The sequence below is a fragment of the Archangium sp. genome, from assembly GCF_036277355.1.
In the GTDB taxonomy this organism is placed as follows: domain Bacteria; phylum Myxococcota; class Myxococcia; order Myxococcales; family Myxococcaceae; genus Archangium.
On sequence record NZ_DASUNC010000068.1, the window covers coordinates 118298 to 143618 of the forward strand.

Consider the following 25321-nt stretch of genomic DNA (forward strand, 5'->3'; position numbering starts at 1 on the left):
ATGACTTCCATGCCCGATGCGCATGGGGCGGGTCGATTCCGGCCGCCTTCCCATGGAGGTTTCCCGCCGCTCTGAGCCGAGCCTACTCCCAACGAGGAGGCTCGGCTCGCCTTGGGGGGACCCAAGAGGAATGTTTGGGGTTGGATGCCGGGTCTACCCATAGAATCCTGCTCCATGCTGACTACCCAGATGGGCGTAAGGAGGAGCAAGTGCCCGGCACATGGCGTGGACTTGGATGGCTGCTGGTGGTTCCCTGGCTCGCGAGCTGCGTGAGTGGGCCCATGGTTCACTTGGATACGGGCGAGGGCTCGCCCATCGTCCTCGCGTCACCAGCCGACGAACCCGCTCCCGTGGAAATCCGTCAGGAGGATCTCGTCTTGGCTTTGACGGAGCTCGTCCTGCGCCTGCCCCTGACCGTGGAGTCCCCCCGCCGGGAAGACTGGATACGACTTGCGTCCTGGGGTGAAGGCTCGCGAGACCCGGCCCTACGGATGCAATTGAGCCCTTGTTCGCCTTCGGAATCGCCGGACGGGTGCCTGGTGCTGCCGACGAACGCGCCACCGCCGGAGACGCTGGGCCGCATGATGCTGGCGCTCTCCCTTGCCATGGACACGGTGTGGGAGGGGGCGGCGGTACCCCTCAGCGAGTACCTGGACCCGCTGGCCTTCAAGGTCATGGTCTACACGGCGATGAGCACGTACCTGCTCACGTTGATGATGCCCGAGCCAGTGACGAAGGGACTGGCGGCGGTGCTCACGGTGTACCTGGTGGCGTACCTGGGCCTGGGGCCGGTGTGGGCCATGGTCGGGGCGGGCTGGCAGTTGCTGGAGGACTCGAGGCGGGCCACCACCACCGAGGATTTGAAGAAGGCGGGCCACCGTTTCGGCCGGGTGCTGGGGGACAACGGCATGCGCGTGCTATTGCTGCTGGCGACGGCGGCACTGGGGGGCAAGGAGGGGTTCGTGAGCAAAGGGCCGGGGTTGCCCGGCTTCGCGCGAGCGGCGCTGGCCTCCCCGGCACGCACGGGGGTGATGCTGGAGGCAGCGGGGCAGGTGAGGAGCGTGGCGCTGGGCGTCAAGCAATTGACGGTGGCGCTGGCGCCCACGGCGGTGGCCTCCATGGCCACGGGATCTGGCGGAGGGGCTCCGCCCTATAAGGGCCGTCTCACCGGAACGCCCAAGCAACCCCGCCTCAATGATGATCCAGAAACGACACGAGGGCGCATCCGCGAGAACGAGTCCGCCCGTACCCTCGCCGAGCACGGTTACGATGTGGAACAGAACCCACCCCGCAGGAGCAACGGCAAGGAGCCAGACTACAAGCTCAATGGGGAGTACGCGGACTGCTACGCTCCAAGAACCGATAAGCCCCTCAACATCCTGGACACCGTCGCATCGAAAGTGAACGACGATCAAGCGGCTCGCATCGTCCTCAATCTCGATGACAGCCAGGTGACGCTCGATGCCCTCAGGAAAGCGCTCTTGGAGAACCCATCACGAATGAGAGCTCCCAATGGCGATTGAGTATGATCTCCACTTGTCGACCCAAACAAAACCACGACAAGCGTTGGAGGAACTGGCAAGCCAGATTTCTGGCTTGACTTGGAGTCAAGACAGAACGTTCTTGTTCGATGCCTCAGCACAGATCTCGCCATCGGAATCGCGCACGCTCACACAAAAAATCATCAAGGATGCATTCCATTTTACCCCAACGCTAAGGGTTGGGTTCCGCCGCCTGGCCGATGCGGACTGGGACCGGTTCAGGGATGTCTTGCTGGACGCATCCCTGCTCCTGCTGGACGAGGCACAAGACGCGGTCCTCCTCTTCAATGGAGAGCGCATCGAGTTCCAGCGCCTGGGTGGGCAGCTCGTCTTCAATGCGGAGTCGGGCTATTGGCGTGACGAGGGCTGGTTGAGGAGCAGACTCCCCCGCCCTTTCGACTGGCGCCCCCTGTCGTCACCCATGCTTTAAGCCGCGAGAAGAGCAGGGCGCCTCTGGATGGGCCACCAAAGACGGCTTCACTCAGCCCTGCAACTCCCGCAGCGTCACCGAGGGGGGCGCGTCCAGTACCCGCCGGGTGGCGAACATCCCCGCGCTCACCGCCGCCAGGACTCCCAGCCCGCCACCCACGCCCACCATCCGCCAGTCCGCCTGCCAGGGCAGATTGAACACCTGCGTGGCGATGACTCCGGCCAGGAGTGATGCTGCGATCGCCGCGGTGAGGCCCGACAGCAGGCCGATGGCCGCGAACTCCGAGGCCTGCGCGAGCCGCAACTGCCGGCGGCTTCCACCCAGCACCCGCATCACGCCCCCTTCCAGCAGGCGCTCGTCCTGACTGGCGCTCACCGCGGCCATCAGCACCAGCAGGCCCGCGAGCAGCGAGAAGTAGAACACCACCTCCACCACGGTGGAGACCTGGTCCGCGGTGCTGCGCGCCTGCTTGAGCAGTGCGTCCACATCCAGCACCGTGAGGTTGGGGAAGCGGGCCACCAGCTCCGCGGTGAAGCGCGTGCGCTCGGGAGGCACGTGCATCGCCGTGATGTAGCTGGCCGCATAGCCCGCGAGCGCGCCCGGCGACACCAGCACGATGAAGTTCGGCCGGAAGCTCTCCCACTCCACCTTGCGCAGGCTGGTGACGGTCCCCTCGAGCCGCTGGCCCGCGATGTCGAAAGCCACGCGGTCCCCGAGCTTCCAACCCATGGATTTGGCGAAGCCCTCCTCCACGGAGAGCTCCGGCTTCTCCGGGCGCTGCGGTCCCCAGAACGTGCCCGCGGTGATGCGGTTGTCGTCGCGAAGCGTGGCGGCGCTGGAGAGGTTGTACTCGCGCTCCCTCCGCCGCCGTCCCTGACGTTCCTCCTCGGTGTTGGCGGTGGCCTCGGCGGGCGGGGCCTTCACCGGCTCGCCGTTGTGCTCCACCAGACGGCCACGCACCATGGGGAAGAGGTCCGGCGCGGGCAGCCCCTGCTCGGCCATGAAGGCACGCACCGGCTCCTGCTGATCCTCCTGCACGTTGACGATGAAGCGGTTGGGGGCCTCCTTGGCGAGCGCCACCTGCCAGCGGTCCAGCAGGTCGGTGCGCACGAAGGTGAGCAGCAGCAGCGCCATCAGCCCCAGGCCCAGCGCCGACACCTGCGCGACGCTGGTGGCCGCGCGCCGGCTCACATTGGCCAGCCCGTAGCGCAGGCTCCCGCGCAGCCGCGAGCGCAGCCGCCGCACGACGGAGATGAGCCCCCACGCCAGCGCGGCCAGCACGCCCAGCGTGGCGACGATGCCGAGCAGCATCGCGGACGCCAGCCCCGCCGAGCCCGCCTTCCACCACAGCAGCGCGGCCAGCCCCGCCACGCCCGCGAGCCCCACCAGCCAGGAGCTCGGCTCGGTGCGGTCGAGGTCCCTGCGCAACACGCGCAGCGCGGGCACCCGGCGCAGCGCGAGGATGGGGGGCGCACCGAAGGTCAGCAGCACCACCAGGCCCACCCCATACCCCTGCACCGCGGGCACCCAGCCGGCCGCCGGGATGTCCAGCTTCAGCGCCCCGGAGAGCCACCGGCCCACCAGCCACTGCGACAGGAAGGCGAGCACGACGCCCACCGTGCTCGCGATGAGCCCGGCCAGCAGCAGCTCGCCCCCGTGGGTGGCCACCAGCGTGCGCTGGCTCGCGCCCAGACACCGCATCACCGCGGTGCTCGACAGGTGCCGCTCGCTGTGCCGGCGCGCCGCCATGGCCACGGCCACCGCCGCCAGCACCACCGACACCAACGCCGCCAGGCTCAGGAAGCGGCCGGCCCGGTCGAGCGCGGAGCGCATCTCCGGACGCGCGTCCTTCACCGTCTCCAGCCGCTGGCCCCGTGAGAGCCCCTCGCGCGCGGTGCGGATGAAGCGCTCCACCGCGTCCGGCTCTCCGGCCACCACCAGGCGGTAGCGGAGCCGGCTGCCCTCCTGCACCAGCCCCGTCGCGGGCAGGTCCGCGAGGTTGAGGAACACCCGGGGCGCGATGTTGAAGTAGTCGATGGAGGCGTCCGGCTCCTGCACCACCAGCGCGGAGAGCCGCAGCTGCGACTCGCCCATGCCAATCATGTCCCCCAGCTTCGCGTCCAGCGCGTCCGCGCCCGCGCGGCTCAGCCACACGCTGCCCCGCTCGGGAACGCCCGCGGCGTCGTGCTCGGCGCCGTCCACCGCGTCCACGACGCGGAAGCGGCCGCGCAGGGGAAAGCCCTCGCCGAGCGCCCGGAGCTCGCCGAGCTTGAGCCGCTCATCGTCCGCGTCGCCGACGCGAATCATGCTGGGCATCTCTTGCGTCTCGGTGCTTCGCAGCCCGGGCGCCTTCGCGGCCTCGCGCACCACCCCGTCCAGGGGCGTGTCGCCGAGCACCACCGCGTCACCGCCGAGCAGCCGGTTGGCCTCGAGGGCGAGGGCGCGCTCGGCGCGGTCGGTGACGAAGCCGATGGCCGTCACGGCCAGCACGGCGAGCACCAGGGCGGAGAGGAGGATGCGGAGCTCTCCGGCGGCGAAGTCACGGCGCAGCTGGCGCCAGGCCATCTGGAGCAGTCTCATGACGCCTGCCGCTCCTCGTTGACGAGGCGTCCGCTGTCGAGCCGCAGCCGCCGTCCGCAGCGGGCCGCGAGGTGCTCGTCATGGGTGACGAGTACCAGGGTGGTGCCGGCCTCCGCGTTGAGGGAGAAGAGCAGCTCGACGATGGCCTGGCCGGTGCGGGTGTCGAGGTTGCCGGTGGGCTCGTCGGCGAAGAGCACCGCGGGCCGGGTGACGAAGGCGCGCGCCAGGGCGACGCGCTGCTGCTCTCCGCCGGACAGCTGGCGCGGGTAGTGGCCCAGGCGCTCGCCCAGCCCCACCTTGCCGAGGATGGCGCGGGCGGGCGTCTCCACGTCCGCGTCTCCGCGCAGCTCGAGCGGCAGCATCACGTTCTCCAGCGCCGTCAGCGAGGGCAGCAGCTGGAAGCTCTGGAAGACGAAGCCCACCTTCTCGCCGCGCACGCGCGCACGGCCGTCCTCGTCCAGGGCGGACAGCGGCTCGCCGTCCAGCAGCACGCTCCCGGAGCTGGGCGTGTCCAGCCCGGCCATCAGCGACAGCAGCGTGCTCTTCCCCGAGCCGGAGGCGCCGACGATGGCCACGGTGTCGCCATGGGAGATGGAGAAGCCCACCCCGTCGAGGATGGTGAGCGCGCCGGAGGGCAGGGGCACGCGTTTGCCCAGTTCCGTCACCTGGAGGGCCACCCGCTGGGGGCCGGGCTGGACTTTGGTGTGCATCGCGAGGTCGTGGGGCATATTGGGTTCTTCGTCAGGCGAGGGTCTGCTCGCGGAGCAGGCTTGTAACGGCGGCCCGGAGGAGTTGCAGCGGATGAGCCAAGGATACATGAGGGAGCGCACCCGGAATGCCGGTGTGCTCGGTTTCCTGGTGGTGACACTGGCCGTGGGGCTGGCCATGTGGGGGCCGCCGGCCGGGGCGGCCGCGCCCGCGCGGACGGTGCTGGTGATGGGGGACTCGCTGTCCGCCGCCTACGGGCTCGCGCCGGAGGAGGGCTGGGTGGCGCTGACGGCCGAGCGGATGGCCAAGGAGGCGCCTGGCTGGCGGGTGGTGAACGCCAGCGTCAGCGGTGAGACCACCGCGGGGGGCGCGGCGCGAATCGAGGGAGAGCTCGCGCGCAACCGGCCGGCGGTGGTGGTCATCGCCCTGGGCGGCAACGACGGGCTGCGGGGCCTGCCGCTCAAGCAGACGCGGGCCCACCTGGAGAAGATGGTGGGCGCGGCCAAGGCCGCGGGGGCCCGGGTGTTGCTGGTGGGCATGCGCATGCCGCCCAACCTGGGGAAGGCCTACACGGAGGGCTTCGCGGCCAACTACCGGACCGTGGCCGAGGCGCACAAGGTGTCCCTGCTCCCGTTCCTGCTGGAGCCCATCGCCATGGAGCGCGCCTCCTTCCAGGCCGACAACATCCACCCCATCGCCGCCGTGCAGCCCAAGCTGCGCGACCATGTCTGGCCCGCGCTGGCGCCGCTGTTGAAGTAGTCAGGCCTTGCCTTCGTCGACGATCGCCTGGGTGGCGTCCTCCAGCCAGCGGCGGGTCGCGGCCGACGAGCGCCGAGTTCACCCCGGCCAATTCCGCCACCTCGCGCACCCCGGTCTGCGCGAAGCCCCGCGTGGAGAACAGCGTTCGTGCGGCGCCGAGGATCGCGGCACGCGTCCGCTCGGCATCTCGCTGGCGCGCCGGCCTCTTGGGCTCCGAGGAGCCGGGGATGTACACGGCCGTTTACTTGGGACAACAATCGGGTTGTGTCCAGGATGTACACGGACGTGTACATGCGCCGCGGCCGCCGGGTCGAAAGGAGGAGAAGTACGCCAAGGCGCCGGAGATCTTCGCCCACTGCCAGCGCATCGGCCGCCAGTTCGACCTCTACAAGGCGGCGCTGTTCCAGACGCAGATCGCGAAGATGGACTGGGACGAGAACACCCGGCGCTGGAACGTCACGACCACCCGGGATGACAAGCTCGCGGCGCGGTTCGTGATCATCGCCGGTGGCATCATGCACAAGGCGAAGCTGCCCGGCATCCCGGGCATCGAGACCTTCCAGGGCCACGGCTTCCACACGAGCCGGTGGGACTATTCCTATACCGGCGGTGGCCCCACGGGCGGCATGACCCGGCTGGCGGACAAGCCCCGAGAGCGGGGGCTTCCCGCCCGGGTACATCCCCACGGGGGTGGCCGTGGGCCAGTCGGGGACCCTCTACCTGTCGTCCGACATGGAGAGCGCCCTCTACCGGTTCGTCCCCGAGTCCGCGCCCGTGACAGGGAAGGCACGGCCATGAAGCTCCAGAAGAAGATCGTCGTCGTGACGGGCGGTGGAAGTGGCCTGGGCCGGGAGCTCGTCCTCGCGCTGCTGTCGAGGGGCGCGAGCGTCGCCGCCGTGGACATCAACGCGGCTGCGCTCGAGGAGACCGTCAAGCTGGCGGGGATGAACGGCGCCAACCTGGCCACCTACACGGTGAACGTCGCGGACCGGGCCCAGGTGGAGGCGCTCCCGGAGCGGGTCATCTCCCGCTTCGGGGCGGTGGACGGCATCATCAACAACGCGGGGGTGATTCAACCCTTCGTCAAGTTGAAGGACCTGGACTACGCGGCGATCGACCGGGTGATGAACGTCAACCTGTTCGGAACGCTCTACATGACGAAGTCGTTCCTGCCGCACCTGCTCGCGCGCCCGGAGGCGCACATCACGAACATCTCCAGCATGGGCGGCTTCCTGCCCGTGCCGGGGCAGACCATCTACGGTGCCTCCAAGGCGGCCGTGAAGCTGCAGATGCGGGGTTTGCTGTCGCAATAGCGGCGGCTGAAGGCGGCGTACCAGCGGGGCCGCGCGTCCAAGCTGTTCCTCGACGTCTGGTACGAGCACCGCGGCGCAGCTGAACTGACGGGGCGGGGAAGGGTGTCAGGGCCTTCGCGGCGTCTGCCACCCTTCCGGGTGCCTACGGGCCCATGCCCGTCCCGCCGGAGACCTTCGGCATGAAGTCCGCGGCGGGGGCGGCGGCGGGCTCACGCAGGGGCGGCAGGCCCACGCCCGTGGGCAGCCACGTCTCCTGGAAGGAGGCCCTCCCGAGGTCCGAGGCGCGAACGACGAGCGCCGTGGACACCTCGGCCAGGACGTGGTCCTCCACCTTCAGCAGCTCGGCCCGGGCGCGGATCGCCTGCTCCTTGCCGAGCACCTCCTGGGCCCGGGCGTCATCCAGCACGTAGACGAAGGTGCGGAAGGGGCTCGGGCGCTCGCTCAGTCCGGGGCCCAGCAGCGCCCCCTTGCTCTCCAGCCGCGCCGAGGGCATCGCCGCGCCGGGGCACCCGAGCTGCACGCGCACCGGTGCCTGGCCGAAGCCCGACTTCTCCCAGAGCGGGTGGCGCTCCCTCAGCAGCGCCAGGTCCGACTTCAAGGCGCCCAGCAGCTCGCCGCTCCGCTCCTTCAGGGCCGGCGCCAGCTCCACGCAGACCTGCAGGCCGGTGCGCTCGCCCACCAGCAACGCATTGTCGAGCATCAGGTGGGGGTGCTCGGACTCCACCTCCTCCATTCCCGCGCACCGGACGCCGAGGAACAGCATGCCCACCATGGCCACCACGTGGGCCACTTCCCGCCGTGCGAACATCTTCATGGCTTGCATTCCTCTCACCACGTGTTGGCGCGGTCCGCGATGCGCGTGACCGAGTTCTTGTCATTGGCCGTCGGGTACCAGACCGGGTCGGTGCACCCCATGCTCGAGTACAAGTCATTGTGCATGACGCTGTTCAAGCAGTGCCCGTAGTAGTCCGGGTCCTTGAGGCCGAGGATGTGGCCCGTCTCGTGGTTGATGAACTTGCGCGCGCGGGTGTCGTAGCCGTTGACGTGCTCCGTCTGGAGATAGGAATACCCCCACTTGTAGTGGGTGTGGTACCCGTCATAGACGGCGTTATCGAACACCACGCAGCTGTAATAGGTGCCGCAGAGCGGCACCTCGGTCCAGTCGTCCTTGATGTGGTACTCGTACTCGATGGTGGCGCGCGTGGCCGAGTCGTAGTCGAAGCAGAACCTGGAGGCGCGCCACAGGTCCACGCGCCAGTTGGCGGTGCCGTCCCAGAGGGTGCTCAGCTTGGCGAGCGTCTCCTCGATGAAGTTGGCCATCCGCGTGCCGTCGATGCTCGCGGTGCGCGACTGGACGCAGTACTGCTCGTCCTGGTCTCCCGGGCTGGTGCTCGTCCCGTTGTTGCCGTGAATGGTGGCGATGTGCAGCTGGGTTCCACCCGTGTGGGTGTGATTGGCGTGGGCCCTGGGGATGTGGTGCCACGCCACCACGGACAGCACGGCCACCCAGCCCAGGCCAATCCAGCCGGGCGTCCTTCGAGAGCGGGGGGGAACTTCCGCTGGGGGGGGTAGAGACATGAGGCGGCTCCTGGTACATCGAGGCGGATCCGCATCTTCTCATAAATCGTGAATTGCCGGGTGGTTTGGGCTTCACGATTTGTGTCGTTTGGAGCACAAGACGCCGAAGCGCTACGGGGCGGGGCACCTTCACCTGACTGGGTGAGGCGCCGCACTCGCCCCCCTGGCTCCACGACGTGCCGGGTGTCTCTCGTCAGGGGCTGAGACCCACCGTCCGCACCGGCGAGAAGCGGTGGGTGGTCGTCCCGTCCCCCACCTGGCCGTAGGTGTTGTGGCCCCAGACCCAGACAGTGCCGTCCGGCCTGAGCGTCGCGACGTGATAACCGCCGCCGTCCAGGAGGGTGACGTCGGCGAGGCCCGGCACCTGCACGGGCGTCAGGCGATCGGTGGTCGTCCCATCCGCGAGCTGGCCGTAGGCGTTGTCGCCCCAGATCCAGACGCTGCCATCCTGCTTCAGCGCCACCGTGTGACCGATGCCCGCCCCGAGGGCGGTGACGTTGGTGAGGCCCGGCACCTGCACGGGCGTCAGGCGGTCGGTGGTCGTCCCGTTCCCGACCTGGCCGTAGTAGTTGTAGCCCCAGGCCCAGACGGTGCCATCCTTCTTCGCCACCACGGTGTGCGCCTCGCCGGTGGACAGGGCGGCGACGTTGGTGATGCCCGGCACCTGCACGGGTGTCAGGCGCCTGGTGGTCGTCCCATCCCCGATCTGGCCGTTGGTGTTGTCGCCCCAGATCCAGACGGTGCCGTCCCGCTTCAGCGCCGCGGTGTGATAGATTCCAGTGGACAAGGCGATGACGTTGGTGAGGCCCGGCACCTGCCCGGGGGTCGGGCGGTAGGTGGGAGTGGCCGTCCCATGCCCGAGCTGGCCGTGGACGTTGTAACCCCAGGACCAGACGGTGCCGTCCTTCTTCAACACCACCGTGTGATAGGCATAGGTCGCGATGGCGATGATGTTGCTGAGGCCTGGCACCTGGATGGGAGTCAGGCGGTCGGTGGTCGTCCCATCCCCGAGCTGGCCGAAGAGGTTGTTGCCCCAGGCCCAGAGGGTGCCGTCCTTCTTCAACGCCACCGTGTGGTAGTAGCCGGCGCTGATGGCCGCGACATTGCCGAGGCCGGACACCTGCAACGGCGTGGTGCGATGGGTTTTCGTCCCATCTCCGAGCTGGCCATACATGTTGTTGCCCCAGATCCGCACCGTGCCATCTTCCTTCAGCAGCGCCGTGTGGTAGAGGCCCGCGGCGACGGTGGTGCAGGTGGGGACGACGACCCGGGACAGCGTGCTGAGGTTGGCGGAGCAGAGGGTGCGGTTGCCATTGCTGTCCACCACCATCGGCCAGGCCCTGACCTCGAAGGTGCGCGTGGTGCAGGAGAGCCCCGACTGGCTGAAGTACCAGTTGCCCGAGGTGCCGGTGCGCTCCTCGGCGCTGAAGAGGGCACCATCCACGTAGTACTCCAGTCGCACCGAGTTGGCGCCGCTGGAGACCGCCCAGTTGCCGCTGCCCGCCATCTCGCCCTGATACGTGCTGATGCCCTGCAAGCCGAGGCTGGTGACGTTCAGGCCGGAGCACAGCTGCGCTTCCAGGGTGCCTGAAGGCTCCTCCAGCGGAGCCGGCGCGGCCTCGGGGGCGCCATCACAGGCCACCAGCAGCAGCCCGCACAACAGGGCCAGGAAGGGCGCACGGCTCAGGTCTCGCTTCATCGAGGATTCCTCCACTTCAGGACGCACACCATCCTGATGGGCATGAACGGCCAGAGCAGATAATACGAGAAAACACTTATTTCAAGGAATCTTTGCTTCGAGCCGGGCAAGGCCGTCATGCACTCTGGAGCAGTCTCCTCTTGGAGGCTTGTGCCCCTCACCGGCCGGAGCGCCCGCCCACTCCTGGGAGCGGCCACAGGCGGACCAGCAGGGCCGCCAACGCCGAGGCGATCGCCAGCAGCGTCACCGCGGCCCATCCCCACCGGGCCAGCAGGAGGCTGCCGCTCGCCGCGCCGAGGGACATGCCGGTGAGCACGCCGGCGAACAGCACGGTGTTGAGCCGGCTGCGCGCGGAGGGCTCGAGGCCGAAGACGACCGTCTGATGCGCCACGAGGGTCATCTGGACGCCGAGGTCGAAGCCGATGGCGCTGGCGGCGATGAGCCACAGGCGGGTGCCCGGTTCGAGCCACGGCGACGCGAGCATCGTGGCGAACGAGGCGGCGGTCAGTCCGGCGCCCAGGCGGGTGACGACCTCGGGGCCGAAGCGATCCGCGATGCGGCCCGCCACGGGGGCGCCGAGGGCTCCGGCCGCGCCCGCCAGACCGAAGGCACCGGCGGCCGCGCTGCCCAGGTGGAACGGGGCGCCATGGAGCATCACGGCGAGGGTGGACCAGAAGGCGCTGAAGCCCACCGAGAGCAGGCCCTGCGCCAACGCGGCCCGGCGCAGGGCGCCGTGGGTGCGCCACAGGGTGGAGAGCGAGCCGAGGAGGGCGCCGTACGTGAGCGTGCTGGCCGGGCGGAAGCGGGGCAGGCCGCGCCAGGCCACCAGTCCGATCAGGGCCACGCTGGCGGCGGCGAGCATGTACATGACGCGCCAGCCGAAGTGCTCGGCGACCACGCCGCTGATGACGCGGGACAGGAGGATGCCGAGCAGCAGGCCGGTCATCACCGTGCCCACCACCTTGCCGCGGTGCTTCTCGGGCGCCAGGGTCGCGGCGGCCGGCACGATGTCCTGCGCCAGGGTCGCCGTGAGGCCGACGGCGAAGCTCACCGCCAGCAGCGGGCGGATGTCCGGGGCGAGGCTGCCCAGCAGCAGCGCCACGCTCAGGAGGGCGGCCTTGAGGAGGATGATGCGGCGCCGGTCGAAGCGGTCGCCGAGGGGCGTCAGCAGCAGGATGCCCAGCGCGTAGCCCAGCTGGGTGAGCGTGGGCACGAAGCCCACCGCGGTGTCGGAGGCGCCGAGGTGGGTTCCGATGACCCCCAGCATGGGCTGGCTGTAATAGAGCGACGCCACCGACAGCCCGGCGCCCGCGGCCAGCAGCAGGCAGAGGCGGCTCGACAGAGGCTCGCTGCCCTGGCTGGCGGTGGAGGTCACGCCGCCGTGTCCGGCGGTGCTATGTACGGTGCGAATGAGAGACATGGTGTTCATCCCTGGCGATGCGAGACGAAGCAACAGTGCGCCAGAGAGGGAAGCCTCGGTAGTAGCGTGCTCCGCACAGTGGATATACGCTCCGCGTATAACCCATGCCTCCTCCTTCGAAGCCGCCCCGGTCCCGTGTCTCCCCGATGCGGAGGTCCCCACCCGCCGCGCCGGCCACCGCGGATCGGCTCGAGTTGATGCAGACCTTCCTCCGCATCGTGGACGCTGGCAGCCTGTCTTCCGCCGCCGCGCAGCTGGGTACCACGCAGCCGACGGTGAGCCGCCGGCTGCAGGCGCTGGAGCGCTCGCTGGGGCTGCGGCTGCTCCAGCGCTCCACCCATGCCATGAAGCTCACCGAGGACGGCGCGCGTTGCTATGAACGCGCGAAGGAGCTGCTGGCCAGCTGGGACATGCTCGAGGCGGACCTGCGCGGCGCGGGCGACGAACCAGAGGGCCGGCTGCGCGTCGTGGTGCCGCACGCGTTCGGACAACAGTTGCTGGTGGGGCCGCTGACGGAGTTCCTGAATCGCCACGCGCGGATGTCGGTCGAGTGGCTGTTGTACGACCGGGTGGCGGACTTCATCGCGGACGGCATCGACTGTGCGATCCACGTCGGCGAGGTGCATGACCCAAGCGTGGTGGCGATCCGCGTGGCCGAGGTGCCGCGCATCGTCGTGGCCGCGCCGTCCGTGGTGGCGGGCGTGCCCATGCCCACCCATCCCGACGAGCTCGCACGGCTGCCCTGGCTGTCGCTGCGCACGTTCTATCGCAACGAGGTCTCGCTGACGCACGTGGACACGGGCGAGGTCCAGCCCATCACCTTCCACCCGCGCCTGAGCACGGACAGCCTCTATGCCATCCGCAGCGCCGCGGTGAATGGCCTCGGCGTCTGCGTAGCCTCGGCCTGGGTGCTCCACGAAGACATCCAGCGGGGCCGGCTGCTGCACCTGGTGCCGCGCTGGCAGGCCGCGCCCCTGCCCATGTCCCTGCTCTATCCGTATGCGCGGTTCCACCCGGCGAGGTTGCGCGCTTTCGTGGAGTGGATGCGGGAGATGATTCCCACGGCCGTGGCGGCGGCAACCGGGGCAGGGGAGAAGAAGAAGCCCGTCCCGGAGCGGTAGCCCGTGGTGTTACCGGTCGAAGAACGACACCGGAATCTACTTGGAAGCTTCAAATTCAAAGAGATCTCCAAACCAATCATCAGCCGGGGTTGACGTGTATCCCTCTCCCCTGTATTCGGAAAAACAAGCGTCGTGTGATTGTTTGGAGCCTGAGCTACGCAGGCATGCTTGCAGTTTCTGGCAAGCGTCGTTGCTTGTGTCGGGATTGGCCTGGTCTGGGGCGGCATCTCCCTTCTTCCCGAGGTGTTTCCGCCAATCCTTCAGGTTGAAGCAACCGATATCGGTCCAGAGCTTCTCCACGATCTTCCGTTGAACCTGCTCCATGCAGCCGCTGGGCTCCTCGCTGCTCGGGCCATCCTGTTTGAAGCTGGCCCGGCATGCGGGCTGAGCCTCGATCTCCACCACCACCTGCTCCTCTGCCTCCAGGGAGAAAACGCAGCGCCAGCCGCCAGGGTCTTCCTTGTTGGAATCAGTCCCGCCTCCCTCGGGTTTCGGGGTGCAGATGGGGACGGTCGCGAGCCAACCGGGAATCCGCCACGCTTTCTCGGATTCGACCTCTCTCAAGAAGCTGCTCGCTGCTTCCGGATTGACCGCCTTCAGTTGCATGGCGATGAGGACACGTGCGAGATCGCCTCTTTGCTTTCGAGAATCGTCCAGAACCACGCTCAGCACAAGACCAAAGGCGCAGAGAATGAGGATGATGGCTACGGCAAGCGCCACCCGCACCCTGACCAACCACAGAAGGATTCGCCTATTCAGGGCCTTCGAGCGGCTTTTCTTGATCAGCGCCTTCTCGTCCTCGCCGACTTCGTCGGAGTGTTGCTTTGCAATGTATTTCGCTTCATCGAGACGGCGCCCGCTCAAGAGCGTCTCGGAACTCTTCCAATCCTTCACCCAGCTCTTGAGCTTCTCCAACTGCGCGAGTTTCTCGCGGTCTGTCTGCAACCATTCCTGGAGGGGCTTCCACTTCCGGATCAACGCTTCGTGGGCAACCTCCACGGCGGTCGTCTCGCCCTCGCCCGAGCTTACCAGCAACCGCTCATCGACGAGCCGGCCGAGAATCTGATCGAAATATCTCCGGTGGTCCTCTGGATGGCGCGGCCGGATTTCCTCAAGGAGCGCCTGCCGCCGTGTGTCTTTCGCGGTGTTGTCATCCCGCGTGCTCACCAGCCGGACCAGGAGGCGGCGTGCGAGCTTCTTTTTCGTTTCGTCGAGCTTCTTCATCTCGGCATCGGCCCGGCGTTGGAGCGCGCCCGTGACGCATCCTACCTTGTCATAGGCGGCCTGCGTGAGCTGACGGCCCTCGCGGTGCTGCCAGAGTATGTCCAGCGTGTCCTGGAGCAGGGGGAGCGCGCCTGGTTCACCATCGATGTCTTCCAGCATCCGGCGCGCCAGGCCCGGCTCGAGCGTGAGCCCCACCAACTGCGCCGGCTTGGAGATGATCTCCTCGAGCTGCGGCCGGGTCATGTACCGCACGAAGATCCGGTGCGCCTCATCATAGGCGATCTTGTCGAGCCGTGTGTCCTGGTCATCGATCGGGATTTCTCCGCAGCGGCCGATGAAGTCCACGCGCAGGGTGACGATCACCGACACACCGGAGTCGGCCTGGCCGGCCAACGCCCAGAGCCGGCGGACGAACGCATCGCGCTCCTCCTTCGACTCCGTCTGGGTGAAGACCTCCTCGAACTGATCGACCACGAGCAGCAGCGGCCTGTCCCGCTCCGACCACTTCGAGAGGGCGGCGTCGAGAGCGGTCAGTGGCCTCGTGCCGGGGCGCATCTGTTTGAACACCCACGTGGACCCGGGCGCCTCGCACATGCGCGGCACCGCACCGGCGAGCACCACCGAGGACTTGCCGTGGCCCGACTCGCCCGCGATGACGAGGAAGCGCGGCGCTCCGGCCTTCGTGAGCGAGCCCAGGTCGTTGATGATCTCGTTGATCTCCGCGTCGCGACCGAAGAGGAAGCGCCTATGCTCGGGTTGGAAGGTGAGCAGACCGCGGTAGGGGCGCAGGACGATGGGGCGGTGATCCTGGCCATCGGCGCCGCACGCGTAGAGCTGCATGCTCGCCCAGTCCAGCTGGGCGGTGTCCCGCACGAGTTCCTGACGCGCCGCGAGAAACGCGCTCTCCACGGATGAAGGGCCGCCGAGCAGCACCCGGTAGAAGGTCTTGGAGAACCGGTTGGAGCCGACAATGGACAAGGGAAAGCGCGAGGCGATGACCGCCTCAATCCCCATCATGTGGAGCTTCTGCGCGATACTCCACAACTGGTTGTCGGGCTTGCCGAAGTTGCCGCCATTGCAGGCGGCGATGACCACCAGCCGCACCATGTGCTTGTAGGGGTGGAGTACCCTGCCAAGGTTGTCGGCGTGGACGATGGTGGGCTCGCCCGCGTCGCCGCTGTTGAGCACGAGGCCGTGCTTCTGTTCTTCGGTGCTACCGTGGCAGAGCAGGTGGAGCACCGAGATGGGCGTGCCCCCCGGGTCGTTGGCCGCCTTGAGCACCTTCTGCAGACTTTCGCAGGTGGCGTGCTGGAGGACGTCACCCTCGGGGTCGAAGGAATGATGGCCCGCTTGCGCGCCCTGCTTGATGGCGCTGAGGTGCTCGGAGACGGGAACGTATCCGCCGGCCGCTGACCAGGCGAAGAGGATACGTCCTCCCTCGGGCCGGGGTGAGGGCGACTCGGGCTCGGTCGTGGCGTTGGCCCGCTCGTAGCGCACCAGCACGGAGGGCAGCTCGCCCAGGTGCTGCCCGCTCGCCCCGATGGGGAGCAGCTCCCAGGGCAGTATGTACAGCTCGTCGGCGACGGAGCGGATGGTGACGACCACCGGCTGCTCGCGTGACACCGCATCCAGAAGCCGCGCCTCCTGGCGTGCCCAGTCGTCCGACTTCAGGAAGGCGCGAAGCGTCCGGCCGACGCGCTGGACAATGGCCGGATCGCACTTCTTATTCTGGAGGGCGACGAGATCGTGGAGCAGCGTCGCGTTCCACTGCAACTCGAGGGTCTCGACGTCTCCGTTGGCACACTGGACGTCTCCGTTGGCACACTGAAGGACATACTGCGTCCACCCGTGGTGGAGGCGAGGGGAACGCTTCTCCGCGTTCTCAGTAGGAATGAAATCCAGCTGTAGGGACATGACTGTATTCATCGCGTGAGGGCTCCATCGCTTGACTTTACGCCTCTGCAGGGTGCCTGGGAAAGGTGTCAGAGGGTTGTGCGCGAGTTCACCCAGATGAAGTGACGCGCCTCACGGCGGGGCCATCGCGGAGGGGTCGAGGTGGACAAGTACGAGCGACGTATCCGCGCCACCAACCCGCTGCACGGCCTCCTTCAGTTCCTGCACCTGGTGCCGCGCTGGCAGGCCCCGCCCCTGCCCATGTCCCTGCTCTATCCGTATGCGCGGTTCTACCCGGCGAGGCTGCGCGCTTTCGTGGAGTGGATGCGGGAGACGATCCCCGCGGCCGTTGCGGCGGCAACCGGGGCAGGGGAGAAGAAGAAGCCCGTCCCGGAGCGGTAGCGCGTGGTGCTACCGGTCGAAGAACGACACCTGCTGGAAGCGCAGGCCGGCGAGGATCTGCTCCACCCGCGCATCGGACAGTGCGCCGATGCGTTCACCCAGGCGGGACTTCTCGACCGAGGAGATCTGCGACACGACCACGACGCTCTGCTTGGGAAGGTTGCCCTCGCCCGGCTCGAGCAGGACGTTGCCCGGCTCGCTGGCCCGGTGCAGGTTCGACGTCAGGGCACAGACGACCACGGTGGTGATGCGCGAGTGGTTGAAGACGTCGTCCTGAACCACCACGTGGGGATGGGAGTAGCCCGGGGCAGGCCCTCGTGAATCATCGGGCGCGATCCAGAACACGTCACCGCGGTTGATCCTCACGGGAGGCGTGCCCGTGGATTCTCCTGTGTTCGTCGTCATATGTGCTCGCGCATGTGGCCCGGAGCGCGCATCATGACAGAGCGGCTTGGCCGTGATCAGCGCTGACTCATCCCTCTCGTGACTGCTCGTGGCGTGGGGCTGGAAAATTGCTGGACGGACTACTGTGTCCTGACAGGGATGTCACGGTGTGTAGTTTGGGAGCCGCCTCCAGGGCGTGGAACCTCGCGGAATGTCTGAGATTGGCTTCTGGCCTGCCCATTGCTGCAGGATGCGCGACCCCATCCCGTATCAGGAGGCGACTGAATGAAGATGAAATTCTGGGTGACTGGAACCGTGGCACTCGCGCTGGGCGCCGTGGGCTGCCAACCGCCGGATCCCGAGCCCGAGGAGGTAGCCGAGGTGACCGCCAGGCGTTCTGGCGATCTGGTCCGCAACATGGGCACGAGCATGCGGACGCTGAGCAACTTCTCGGCGCTCGAGATGCTGACGGAGGTGGCGTCCAGCGTCGGCGGTCTGGGCAACATGAGCGGCGGCGTCCAGGGCATGTCCATCACCGGCATGGCGGAGGAGGCCCCGCTGCCGGTGCCGGGCGTCCCGGATGAGACCACCTCGCAGGCGCAGGCCGCGCTGGTGGAGAAGTACCTGCGTGAGCGCATCTTCATCGAGGCCAACGTGGAGGAGACCAAGGGGAGCTCCACCACGTTCCGCATCACGGGCGAGGATCTGTGCTCGGATGGCTCGACGCCGGCGGACCCCGCGTGCGTGGCCGAGGTGGACAGGTACGAGCTGCGCATCCGTGCCACCAACAAGGGAGACAAGGGCCTGGACCTGGAGCTGCTCTTTGGCCCCAACCGCGCCGAGCCCCTCTCCCTGTCCTTCTCGGACGTGCGGGTCGGCATGATCGTGGACCTGGGTGGCGTCAAGGACACGGTGACGCTCCTGAGCCCCGAGACGAAGCTGCCTCGGGTGATGGTGGGCCGCGTGGAGCTGGCCCTGACGAGCAGGGGACCGCGGGATGTGGAGCTCCAGACGTCCATTCTGGATGTGCTGAGCCTCGAGTGGGATGCGGCGGCGGGCGCGTATGCCTTCAGCACCGCGAAGGCCTCGCCCCTGTTCGAGACGAAGGTGTGGCAGAAGGATGGGGCGAACCAGGCCCGCATGGCCCTGAACCTGGGCACCACCGAGATTCGCGCTCCGTACAGCGGCGCCAAGGCCGAGTTCGCTGGCAAGCCGTATGTGTTCTCGCTGTCCGGTCTGTCGTACGAGATGGAGGCCCAGGAAGGCAGTGAGGCGCTCACCGTCGCGCACCTCGGCCTGGGCGAGGCGCAGAGCTATCTGGCCCTGGGGGAGCACACGCTCACCACCGTGGACCTCAACGCGCTGTCCGGCCGGCATTTCGACCTGCACGTCGAGAAGGGGGCGGATGGACTGGCGGTGCTGAGCGTGCGGCCCGAGTTCGACCTCTCCGTGTTCACCGATATGGGGCCGTTGAGCGCGGAGGCGGACGGCGGAGCGTCCAGCGGCGGCTCCGGGCAGAGCTTCCATGTGCGGCTGAGCGGCGGCGAGGCCCCGAGCGTGCGCTCGGTGCCCGCCAACACGTCGACGGGTTTCCCCGGCGGACTGCAGGTGGTGTCGGGTGAGCTGTCGGTGGCGGTCAACGAGTCGCGGGTGACCGTACCGGCCACGAAGTGCCTGGTGAGGGAGCGCACCACCACCACCGAGCCCACCACGGGCGTTGGCTTCGCGGCGCGCGATTGCCAGTAGACCACCCGTAGGAAGTGAGTCGCGCACGGGCGGGTGGGGGAGCGGCGGCTCCCCGCCCGCCCGGATGCGTTTTCACGTCCTCCCAGGCTCCGTCCGTTGCACGGCCTCCTTCAAGAGAGAGGGCACATCCAGGACGAGCCCCACGCGCCCATCGTCCAGCAGGGTGGAGCCGGACACACCGGGCAGGGAGCGCAGGAGCCGGTCCAGCGGTTTGAGGACGCGCTGGCCCTCGCCATACAGCTCGTCCACCACCAGCCCGGCGAGGCCCTCGCCGTGAGCCACCACGACCACGCTCTCCCGCTCCGAGCGAGCGCCCTGCACTCCGAGCACCTCGCTCAGCCGCAGGTAGGGCAGTGCCTGGCCACGCAGATTCAGCACGCCGCCGCCGGGCTGCCCGTGCAGCTCCGCTGGCAGCTCCAGGCACTCCCGCACCGTCTCCAGCGGCAGCACGTAGGTCTCCTCGCCTATACCGACGGCGAAGCCCTGGATGCTGGCCAGCGTCAGCGGTACCCGCAGCGTCACCGTGGTGCCTCTTCCCTCCTCGCTGAGCAGCGTCACCGTGCCCCGCAGCGCCTCCACGCCGCGGCGCACCACGTCCATGCCCATCCCGCGTCCGGACACCTCCGTCACCGCTTCCGCGGTGGACAGCCCCGGCAGGAAGACGAGCTCCGCCAGCTCCTCCGCTGTCATCCGCTCGGCCTCCCGCCCCAGCGCGCGCGCCTTCTCCCGCAGCCGCTCGTACCGCAGGCCCCGGCCGTCGTCGGAGAGCTGCACCACCAGCATCCCCGGCTCGTGCGAGGCACGCAGCACCAGCCTCCCTGAGGCCTCCTTGCCCGCCTCGCGCCGCGCCTCCGGCGCTTCCAGCCCGTGGTCCACCGCGTTGCGCACCAGGTGCAGCAGCGGCTCGCGCAACCCCTCCACCAGGGTGGTGTCCACCTCCACGTCCTCTCCCTCCAACACCAGCCGCGCCCGCTTGTGCTGGGCTCTCAGCAGCTCCCTCACCGCACGCAGTTTCTGCCGGAAGAGGGGACCCACTGGAACCATCCGCACCCGGTTCACCTCCTCCTGCAGCTCCAGGTGCAGCCGCTCCGCCTCGAGGTGTACCCCCAGTGCCTCCGCGGCCGAGCCCTTCGCCAGCACCTGCGTCAGCTGCCCTCGGGCGATGCTCAGCTCGCCGGTGAGGTTGGCGATGCGGTCCAGCTTCTCCACGTCCACCCGGAGTGTGCGCACGCGCCGGACCTCCTCCGGCGCTCCCGCGGCTCCCACCGGTACCGGCCCCGTCAGTCCTGGCGCTCGCAGCTGCTCCAGCAACCGCTGGGCGTCCGTTGGCATCCGCTCCTGTGCGGAGCCGGAGCTCGCGGCCGCCGTCAGTGCGCGCAGGTGGTCCACCGCGCTCAGCAGCAGCGTCACCAGCTCCCCGGTCGCCAGCCTCCGCCGCTCCAGCAGCGCCTCCAGCACGTCCTCCACGCCATGAACGAAGTCGGTGAGGGCCGGGAACCTCAGTGACATCGCCAGGCCCTTCAGCGTGTGCGCTCCGCGGAAGACGGTCCGCAGCACCTCTTCCCGCGGGTGGGCCTCGAAGGCGAGCAGTCCCGCCTCCATCTCGGCGAACAGCTCCTCCGTCTCCGTCCTGAAGGATTCGAGGATCAGCTCATGATCGATCTTCATGTGACCCTCGGGAGCCCCTCGTCAGCGGCCCCCCGCCCGCCGGGCAACGGGCGCAGTGCAGGGCCATGCCCCCTTGCGTCTCCAGCAGCTCGAAGAGCACATGGTCCGTCGCCTCGAAGGACGGTCATCCGCGTTTCCATCCGTTGCCGCTCGGTGCTCAGGCGGCGCACCCGCGTGTGCAGTGCCTCGTTCTCCTGTTGGAGCTCCCGCACGCGCCGGGTGAGGTGCTCCGGGTGCTCGGGCGTGGTGGGAGCGTCCCTCTGCTCGTCTCGTTGCATCGCGCTCTTCCTCTCTACTCGCCCAGATACCGCTCGAGCTTGTCCAGCAGCTCATTCACATTGAAAGGCTTGGTGATGTAGTCGGAGCAGCCACTGGCGAAGCCCCGCTGCACGTTCTGGGGCTCGCCGCGGGTCGTGACCATGATGATGGGAATGTCGCGTGTCCGCTCGTGCGCGCGCAGCGTCTGGCAGGCGGTGAAGCCATCCACGTGCGGCATGAGGACATCCATGAAGATGATGTCCGGGTGCTCGGCCAGGGCCGTCTCCACGGCATCCTCCCCGTCCCGCGCGGTGAGCAACTCGTAGCCCCGGTCCGCCAGCAGCAGCTGGTGCATCAGCAGGACTGTCTGTGAATCGTCGACGAGGAGGATCTTCTTCTTGTGAGACATGGTTGCTCCGGCAATGACTCGCCCTGGCTGCTGAGCACCCTGGCGTGGAAGAAGCTGAGGGACTGCGTGGACGCGGCGGGGGTGTTCTCGCCCAGGCTTCACACCCGGAAGCGCCTGAACTCATGGTCCTCGCCCGGGAGCGGGGCCTGGGCGGCGGGACGCGGACCCGGAGCCCCGGGGCCGTGGGCGTCCGCCGCGGCCTTGAGCGCGTGCGCCGGGGACGGAGCCTGCCCGCGGGGGGTTCCCCCCACCCGGGGACGGGGCCGCGGGCGATCGCCGCGCTCGTGGCCGCCCTCCACGCGGAAGTAGGACACCCGCTGGGTGAGCGCCTCCGCCTGGGCGGAGAGCTCCTCGGCGGTGCTGGCCAGCTCCTCGGAGGAGGAGGCGTTGCGCTGCGTCACCTGGTCCACGTGCTGCATCGCCTTGTTCATCTGAACCACCCCTTCGGACTGCTCGATGGAGGTGGCCACCACCTCCTGCACCAGGTCCGCTGTCTTGCGGATGGCGGGGACCAGCTCCTCCAGCAGTTGTCCCGAGCGCGTGGCCACCTTCACGCTGCTCGTCGCCAGCCCGGAAATCTCCTTCGCCGCCGTCCGGCTCCTCTCCGCCAGCTTACGCACCTCGGTGGCCACCACCGCGAAGCCCTTGCCGTGCTCTCCCGCCCTGGCCGCTTCGATCGCCGCGTTGAGCGCCAGCAGGTTCGTCTGGTAGGCGATCTCCTCGATGATGGAGACCTTCTCCGCGATGGAGCTCATCGCCTCCACCGTCTCCTTCACCGCCCGGCCACTCTCCTCGGCGTCCCGGGCGCCCTTCACGGCCATCTGCTCCATCTGCAGGCTGTGGTCCCGGTTCTGGGTGATCCGCGCCGTCATCTGCTCCAGGCTGGAGGTGGTCTCCTCCACGCTGCTGGCCTGCTCGCCGGTGCCCTGCGAGAGACTCTGCGAGGACGCCGACACCTGCACGGAGGCCGCGCTGAGCGTGGTGGCCCCCATCCGGACCTCCGCTATCGTCTCGGAGAGCTTCCTCACCATCTCCTTCAGGGCGAAGAGGAGGCTCGTCCGGTCGTTCGTCTTCGTCTCCACGTGCACGGAGAGGTCTCCGTCCGCCACCTTGTGCACCATCTCCGCCGCGTATCCCGGCTCCCCGCCGAGCTGCCCGGCGATCACCCACGTGGTGAGCAGGCCGAGCCCGAGGGCGAGGGGGACGGCGGCGAAGAGGAAGCCCAGGACGAACCGCCTGAACCCCTCGTACGACGCGGTCGACTGCTCCGAGAACCGCTCCATCTCCGCGAACTTGTGCGTCTCGAGCTCCTTGATGACCGCTTCGATCTGGTTCTCGACCGTCCGGGCCTCCTTCACGCCCGCGTCGATGTAGAGATCCTTGCTCGCCGCGATCAGCGCGGGCAGCCGCCCGCTCGTCGCGAGCTGCAGGACGTCCTGCTGCTCGTTGCGCAGCTGCGTCATGAGCTGCTCCACCTCCGCGGCCTTGAGCTGCTGGACCGGCTCCGAGCCGGAGATCGTCTGCTGGTAGGCCGCGAACGCCTTCCCGAACTTCTCCCGGCTCGCCTCGAGCTCCGCGGTCCGTTCCGCGAACCGCTCCGTGCCCACGTCCAGCACCACGTTTCGAAGGGTGCGGGACATGTGGAGCATGTGCACGTCCGCCTCGAGCAGCTTCACGAGGGCGAGGGCGTGGTGCTCGTGTATCTCCTTGAGGCTCTCGTCCGTCTGCGCCATGCCACGCAGGCCCTGCACGCCGACGAACACGGCCAGCACCGTGAGCAGCCCGAACCCGAGCGCGAGCTTCGTGACGACCTTCAAGTTGCGAAACCAGTTCACTGTGCGTTCATCCTTTGCTGGGCGCGCAGGGTCTGCGTGACAGGGGGGCCAACGCAGTCGGCACCGGCCCGAGGATTCTTCCTGCGGTCCTCGCTCATGCCGCGGCCAGCATCACACGAGCCTCAACCGATGAGAATTCTTCGGGCTGGCGGGGCTACCTGCACCCCCGCACACCGGCCGCTCCTGGCGCCGCGCGGGCACCTCCCGGGAGTGGGGCTCCGGCAGGTGGCCGTCGGACAAGAGGACCGGGCCCTCGGACCGGCACCTGGAAGGGAGCCCACCCGCCAGGGGGCCGGGCCCTTCCACCGCTCCTCCGGGCGTTTTCTTCGCAAGTCCGCTGGGTTGGAGAAATATCCGGCCATGAGCGTGCGGCGATTCGACATCGTGGTGATTGGCTCGGGCCCGGGCGGTGAGGGGGCCGCCATGAAGGCCGCCAAGTCCGGCAAGCGGGTGTGCATGGTGGAGCGGCTCCCCCTGGTGGGCGGTGCCTGCACCCATACCGCCACCATCCCCTCCAAGGCCCTGCGCCACGCCATCCAGCGCCTGGTGGACGTGCAGGTGGACCACCCGGACCTGCGCATCGAGCTGGCCAAGAGCTGGAAGTTCAAGGACATGATGCGGACGGCCTCGTCCGTGGTGTCGCGCCAGGTGCGGCTGCGCACCACCTTCTACGAGCGCAACCGGGTGGAGCTGGTGGTGGGCCAGGCCCGCTTCCTGGATGCCACCACCGTGGAGGTCAGCGAGCCCCGGGGGGCCAGCGAGCTGCTGTCCGCCAAGGCCTTCGTGGTGGCCACGGGCTCGCGTCCCTACCGCCCGCCGGACCTGGACTTCAACCACCCGCGCATCTTCGACTCGGACACCATCCTCACGCTGGGCGAGACGCCGCTGACGATGATCATCTACGGCGCGGGCGTCATCGGCTGCGAGTACGCCTCCATGTTCCGCATGCTGGGCGTGAAGGTGGACCTCATCAACACGCGCGGGCGGCTGCTGTCCTTCCTGGACGATGAAATCTCCGACGCGCTCTCCTACCACCTGCGCGAGCAGGGGGTGCTCATCCGCCACGAGGAGCAGATGGAGCGGGTGGAGACGCGGGACGACGGGGTGGTGCTGCACCTCAAGAGCGGCAAGCGGCTGAAGGCGGACATCTTCCTGTGGGCCAACGGGCGCACGGGCAACACGCAGAACCTGGGGCTCGAGGCGCTGGGCATCCAGACGGACTCGCGCGGCAACATCCCCATCAACGACGCGTACCAGACATCCGTGCCCCATATCTACGCGGTGGGAGACGTGGTGGGCAGTCCCTCGTTGGCCAGCGCCTCGTATGACCAGGGGCGTTTCGCCGCCACGCACATCGTCGAGGGGCGGCTGGAGAGCAAGCTGGTGAAGGACATCCCCACCGGCATCTACACCAGCCCGGAGATCAGCAGCCTGGGGCGCACCGAGCAGGAGCTCACGCGCGATGGCGTGCCCTACGAGGTGGGCCACGCCTTCTTCAAGAGCCTGGCGCGCGCGCAGATTACGGGCCGCACGGTGGGGATGCTCAAGATGCTCTTCCACCGCGAGACGCGGGAGATCCTCGGCATCCACTGCTTCGGGGACAACGCCTCGGAGATCATCCACATCGGCCAGGCCATCATGGCGCAGGAGGGGCCGGGCAACAGCATCGACTACTTCATCAACACCACGTTCAACTACCCCACCATGGCCGAGGCGTACCGGGTGGCCGCGCTCAACGGGCTCAACCGCCTGTTCTGACGGGTGCCCCTGACGGCACTCACCCGGGTGCCCCTGACAGCATTCACCCCTCCCACTCCGTCGCCCGAGCGGCGGCTTCGATTCCCGCCGCCTCCACTAGAAGTTACCCGCCGCTGTGAGCCGCGCCCCACTCCTGTCGAGGGGGCGCGGTTTGCTTTGTGCGCCCGGCATGGGCATCGACTTGGAGGTGGAAGTCCTCCCGGAAGCAGGTCACCGCGAACGAAGGGAACCGCAGAGCGCCGGACCGAGAGGCCGACGTGAAGGAAGCGGGGAACGAAGCTGCGGGGCGACGAACAGGAACCGGCTATGAGGCGGCACCGAGCGGGGCGAGCGGGCAAAGCTTCGCGAAGCCCCGGTGACCAAGGCGAGGTGACGTAAAGCCGGCGCTCGTGCGGTGAAGGTCGATGTTCTTACCCGGGGAGAGCTCGCCTCATGCCTGAAAGGGCGACGCCGAAGAGGCGGAGCGAGCAGTCAGCAGAGGCCGTAGTGTGCGCTGGGCAGCGCACTGGTCAGGAGGGTTGAAGTCCCTCCGGCGCTCGGATGAGGAGCGCCGTATCCAAAGGCGGGGGTAACGCCTCGCCGGCCGGAGAGAGTG

Annotated in this window: 19 protein-coding genes and 1 pseudogene; 8 read left to right on the forward strand and 12 right to left on the reverse strand. The window is 68.4% G+C overall.

Annotated elements, in window-relative coordinates; all coding sequences use genetic code 11:
- Positions 1–539 precede the first annotated feature (539 nt).
- Both VFZ09_RS18405 and VFZ09_RS18410 read left to right on the forward strand, forming a co-directional pair.
- Positions 540–1523: a hypothetical protein gene (locus tag VFZ09_RS18405; RefSeq protein ID WP_329728901.1), complete on the forward strand. Its 984-nt coding sequence runs from the start codon at positions 540–542 to the stop codon at positions 1521–1523.
- Complete coding sequence (locus tag VFZ09_RS18410; protein ID WP_329728902.1) at positions 1513–1971, forward strand: SitI3 family protein; 459 nt, start codon at positions 1513–1515, stop codon at positions 1969–1971. The genes VFZ09_RS18405 and VFZ09_RS18410 overlap by 11 nt, the downstream gene beginning before the upstream one ends.
- 51 nt (positions 1972–2022) lie before the next feature.
- Here the strand turns inward: VFZ09_RS18410 and VFZ09_RS18415 are convergent, their stop codons facing one another.
- Both VFZ09_RS18415 and VFZ09_RS18420 read right to left on the reverse strand, forming a co-directional pair.
- The gene (locus VFZ09_RS18415; protein ID WP_329728903.1) at positions 2023–4551 is read right to left on the reverse strand and encodes an ABC transporter permease; all 2529 of its coding nucleotides are present in this window, start codon (positions 4549–4551) and stop codon (positions 2023–2025) included.
- A complete protein-coding gene (locus VFZ09_RS18420; protein WP_329728904.1) occupies positions 4548–5261 on the reverse strand; it encodes an ABC transporter ATP-binding protein in 714 nt (237 codons plus the stop codon). The genes VFZ09_RS18415 and VFZ09_RS18420 overlap by 4 nt, the downstream gene beginning before the upstream one ends.
- A 91-nt stretch (positions 5262–5352) precedes the next feature.
- On the opposite strand from VFZ09_RS18420, the gene VFZ09_RS18425 reads away from it, so the two are divergent.
- Positions 5353–6018 (forward strand): arylesterase, encoded by a 666-nt coding sequence (locus VFZ09_RS18425; RefSeq protein WP_329728905.1) that lies wholly within the window; start codon positions 5353–5355, stop codon positions 6016–6018.
- Between the two features lie 79 nt (positions 6019–6097).
- On the opposite strand, the pseudogene VFZ09_RS18430 reads toward VFZ09_RS18425, so the two are convergent.
- Positions 6098–6253: pseudogene (locus VFZ09_RS18430) on the reverse strand (TetR/AcrR family transcriptional regulator); the annotation flags it as partial.
- Between VFZ09_RS18430 and VFZ09_RS18435 the strand changes: the two are divergent.
- The gene (locus VFZ09_RS18435; RefSeq protein WP_329728906.1) at positions 6246–7331 is read left to right on the forward strand and encodes an SDR family NAD(P)-dependent oxidoreductase; all 1086 of its coding nucleotides are present in this window, start codon (positions 6246–6248) and stop codon (positions 7329–7331) included. The pseudogene VFZ09_RS18430 and the gene VFZ09_RS18435 sit on opposite strands and share 8 nt — an antisense overlap.
- 142 nt (positions 7332–7473) lie before the next feature.
- On the opposite strand, the gene VFZ09_RS18440 is transcribed toward VFZ09_RS18435, so the two are convergent.
- The 4 genes from VFZ09_RS18440 to VFZ09_RS18455 all read right to left on the reverse strand — a co-directional run bounded on the left by VFZ09_RS18440 (position 7474) and on the right by VFZ09_RS18455 (position 12028).
- Positions 7474–8145 (reverse strand): hypothetical protein, encoded by a 672-nt coding sequence (locus VFZ09_RS18440; RefSeq protein WP_329728907.1) that lies wholly within the window; start codon positions 8143–8145, stop codon positions 7474–7476.
- Between the two features lie 14 nt (positions 8146–8159).
- Positions 8160–8909 (reverse strand): hypothetical protein, encoded by a 750-nt coding sequence (locus VFZ09_RS18445; RefSeq protein ID WP_329728908.1) that lies wholly within the window; start codon positions 8907–8909, stop codon positions 8160–8162.
- A gap of 193 nt (positions 8910–9102) precedes the next feature.
- Positions 9103–10608: a hypothetical protein gene (locus VFZ09_RS18450; protein WP_329728909.1), complete on the reverse strand. Its 1506-nt coding sequence runs from the start codon at positions 10606–10608 to the stop codon at positions 9103–9105.
- A gap of 157 nt (positions 10609–10765) precedes the next feature.
- Positions 10766–12028: an MFS transporter gene (locus VFZ09_RS18455; protein ID WP_329728910.1), complete on the reverse strand. Its 1263-nt coding sequence runs from the start codon at positions 12026–12028 to the stop codon at positions 10766–10768.
- Between the two features lie 146 nt (positions 12029–12174).
- Between VFZ09_RS18455 and VFZ09_RS18460 the strand changes: the two genes are divergently transcribed.
- Positions 12175–13149 carry a LysR family transcriptional regulator gene (locus VFZ09_RS18460; protein WP_329728911.1) on the forward strand — a complete coding sequence of 325 codons (975 nt, stop codon included), beginning with the start codon at positions 12175–12177 and terminating at the stop codon, positions 13147–13149.
- A gap of 36 nt (positions 13150–13185) precedes the next feature.
- Here VFZ09_RS18460 and VFZ09_RS18465 read toward each other — a convergent pair whose 3' ends face one another.
- Positions 13186–16146 carry a CHAT domain-containing protein gene (locus tag VFZ09_RS18465; protein ID WP_329728912.1) on the reverse strand — a complete coding sequence of 987 codons (2961 nt, stop codon included), beginning with the start codon at positions 16144–16146 and terminating at the stop codon, positions 13186–13188.
- Between the two features lie 282 nt (positions 16147–16428).
- Between VFZ09_RS18465 and VFZ09_RS18470 the strand changes: the two genes are divergently transcribed.
- Positions 16429–16668 (forward strand): hypothetical protein, encoded by a 240-nt coding sequence (locus VFZ09_RS18470; protein WP_329728913.1) that lies wholly within the window; start codon positions 16429–16431, stop codon positions 16666–16668.
- 9 nt (positions 16669–16677) lie between these two features.
- Here VFZ09_RS18470 and VFZ09_RS18475 read toward each other — a convergent pair whose 3' ends face one another.
- Complete coding sequence (locus VFZ09_RS18475) at positions 16678–17073, reverse strand: type II toxin-antitoxin system PemK/MazF family toxin (protein WP_329728914.1); 396 nt, start codon at positions 17071–17073, stop codon at positions 16678–16680.
- A 264-nt stretch (positions 17074–17337) separates the two neighbouring features.
- On the opposite strand from VFZ09_RS18475, the gene VFZ09_RS18480 reads away from it, so the two are divergent.
- The gene (locus VFZ09_RS18480; protein ID WP_329728915.1) at positions 17338–18798 is read left to right on the forward strand and encodes a hypothetical protein; all 1461 of its coding nucleotides are present in this window, start codon (positions 17338–17340) and stop codon (positions 18796–18798) included.
- Positions 18799–18870: 72 nt separating this feature from the next.
- Here the strand turns inward: VFZ09_RS18480 and VFZ09_RS18485 are convergent, their stop codons facing one another.
- From VFZ09_RS18485 to VFZ09_RS18495, 3 genes are all read right to left on the reverse strand, one after another.
- Positions 18871–20466 carry a chemotaxis protein CheA gene (locus VFZ09_RS18485; RefSeq protein WP_329728916.1) on the reverse strand — a complete coding sequence of 532 codons (1596 nt, stop codon included), beginning with the start codon at positions 20464–20466 and terminating at the stop codon, positions 18871–18873.
- 292 nt (positions 20467–20758) lie between these two features.
- Positions 20759–21133, reverse strand: a complete 375-nt coding sequence (locus tag VFZ09_RS18490) for a response regulator (RefSeq protein ID WP_329728917.1) — start codon at positions 21131–21133, stop codon at positions 20759–20761.
- A 98-nt stretch (positions 21134–21231) separates the two neighbouring features.
- Positions 21232–22968, reverse strand: a complete 1737-nt coding sequence (locus tag VFZ09_RS18495; RefSeq protein ID WP_329728918.1) for a methyl-accepting chemotaxis protein — start codon at positions 22966–22968, stop codon at positions 21232–21234.
- 360 nt (positions 22969–23328) lie between these two features.
- Between VFZ09_RS18495 and sthA the strand changes: the two genes are divergently transcribed.
- Complete coding sequence (gene sthA, locus VFZ09_RS18500) at positions 23329–24726, forward strand: Si-specific NAD(P)(+) transhydrogenase (protein WP_329728919.1); 1398 nt, start codon at positions 23329–23331, stop codon at positions 24724–24726.
- The last annotated feature ends 595 nt before the right edge of the window (positions 24727–25321 follow it).

What these genes read in the sequence shown, in the direction of transcription:
- VFZ09_RS18475 (WP_329728914.1), bottom strand. Translation starts at nt 17,073, where the DNA reads ATGACGACGAACACAGGAGAATCCACGGGCACGCCTCCCGTGAGGATC.
- VFZ09_RS18420 (WP_329728904.1), bottom strand. Translation starts at nt 5,261, where the DNA reads ATGCACACCAAAGTCCAGCCCGGCCCCCAGCGGGTGGCCCTCCAGGTG.
- VFZ09_RS18480 (WP_329728915.1), top strand. Translation starts at nt 17,338, where the DNA reads ATGAAGATGAAATTCTGGGTGACTGGAACCGTGGCACTCGCGCTGGGC.
- VFZ09_RS18455 (WP_329728910.1), bottom strand. Translation starts at nt 12,028, where the DNA reads ATGTCTCTCATTCGCACCGTACATAGCACCGCCGGACACGGCGGCGTG.
- sthA (WP_329728919.1), top strand. Translation starts at nt 23,329, where the DNA reads ATGAGCGTGCGGCGATTCGACATCGTGGTGATTGGCTCGGGCCCGGGC.
- VFZ09_RS18425 (WP_329728905.1), top strand. Translation starts at nt 5,353, where the DNA reads ATGAGCCAAGGATACATGAGGGAGCGCACCCGGAATGCCGGTGTGCTC.
- VFZ09_RS18410 (WP_329728902.1), top strand. Translation starts at nt 1,513, where the DNA reads ATGGCGATTGAGTATGATCTCCACTTGTCGACCCAAACAAAACCACGA.
- VFZ09_RS18445 (WP_329728908.1), bottom strand. Translation starts at nt 8,909, where the DNA reads ATGTCTCTACCCCCCCCAGCGGAAGTTCCCCCCCGCTCTCGAAGGACG.
- VFZ09_RS18460 (WP_329728911.1), top strand. Translation starts at nt 12,175, where the DNA reads ATGCGGAGGTCCCCACCCGCCGCGCCGGCCACCGCGGATCGGCTCGAG.
- VFZ09_RS18440 (WP_329728907.1), bottom strand. Translation starts at nt 8,145, where the DNA reads ATGAAGATGTTCGCACGGCGGGAAGTGGCCCACGTGGTGGCCATGGTG.
- VFZ09_RS18490 (WP_329728917.1), bottom strand. Translation starts at nt 21,133, where the DNA reads ATGTCTCACAAGAAGAAGATCCTCCTCGTCGACGATTCACAGACAGTC.
- VFZ09_RS18435 (WP_329728906.1), top strand. Translation starts at nt 6,246, where the DNA reads ATGTACACGGCCGTTTACTTGGGACAACAATCGGGTTGTGTCCAGGAT.
- VFZ09_RS18485 (WP_329728916.1), bottom strand. Translation starts at nt 20,466, where the DNA reads ATGAAGATCGATCATGAGCTGATCCTCGAATCCTTCAGGACGGAGACG.
- VFZ09_RS18415 (WP_329728903.1), bottom strand. Translation starts at nt 4,551, where the DNA reads ATGAGACTGCTCCAGATGGCCTGGCGCCAGCTGCGCCGTGACTTCGCC.
- VFZ09_RS18450 (WP_329728909.1), bottom strand. Translation starts at nt 10,608, where the DNA reads ATGAAGCGAGACCTGAGCCGTGCGCCCTTCCTGGCCCTGTTGTGCGGG.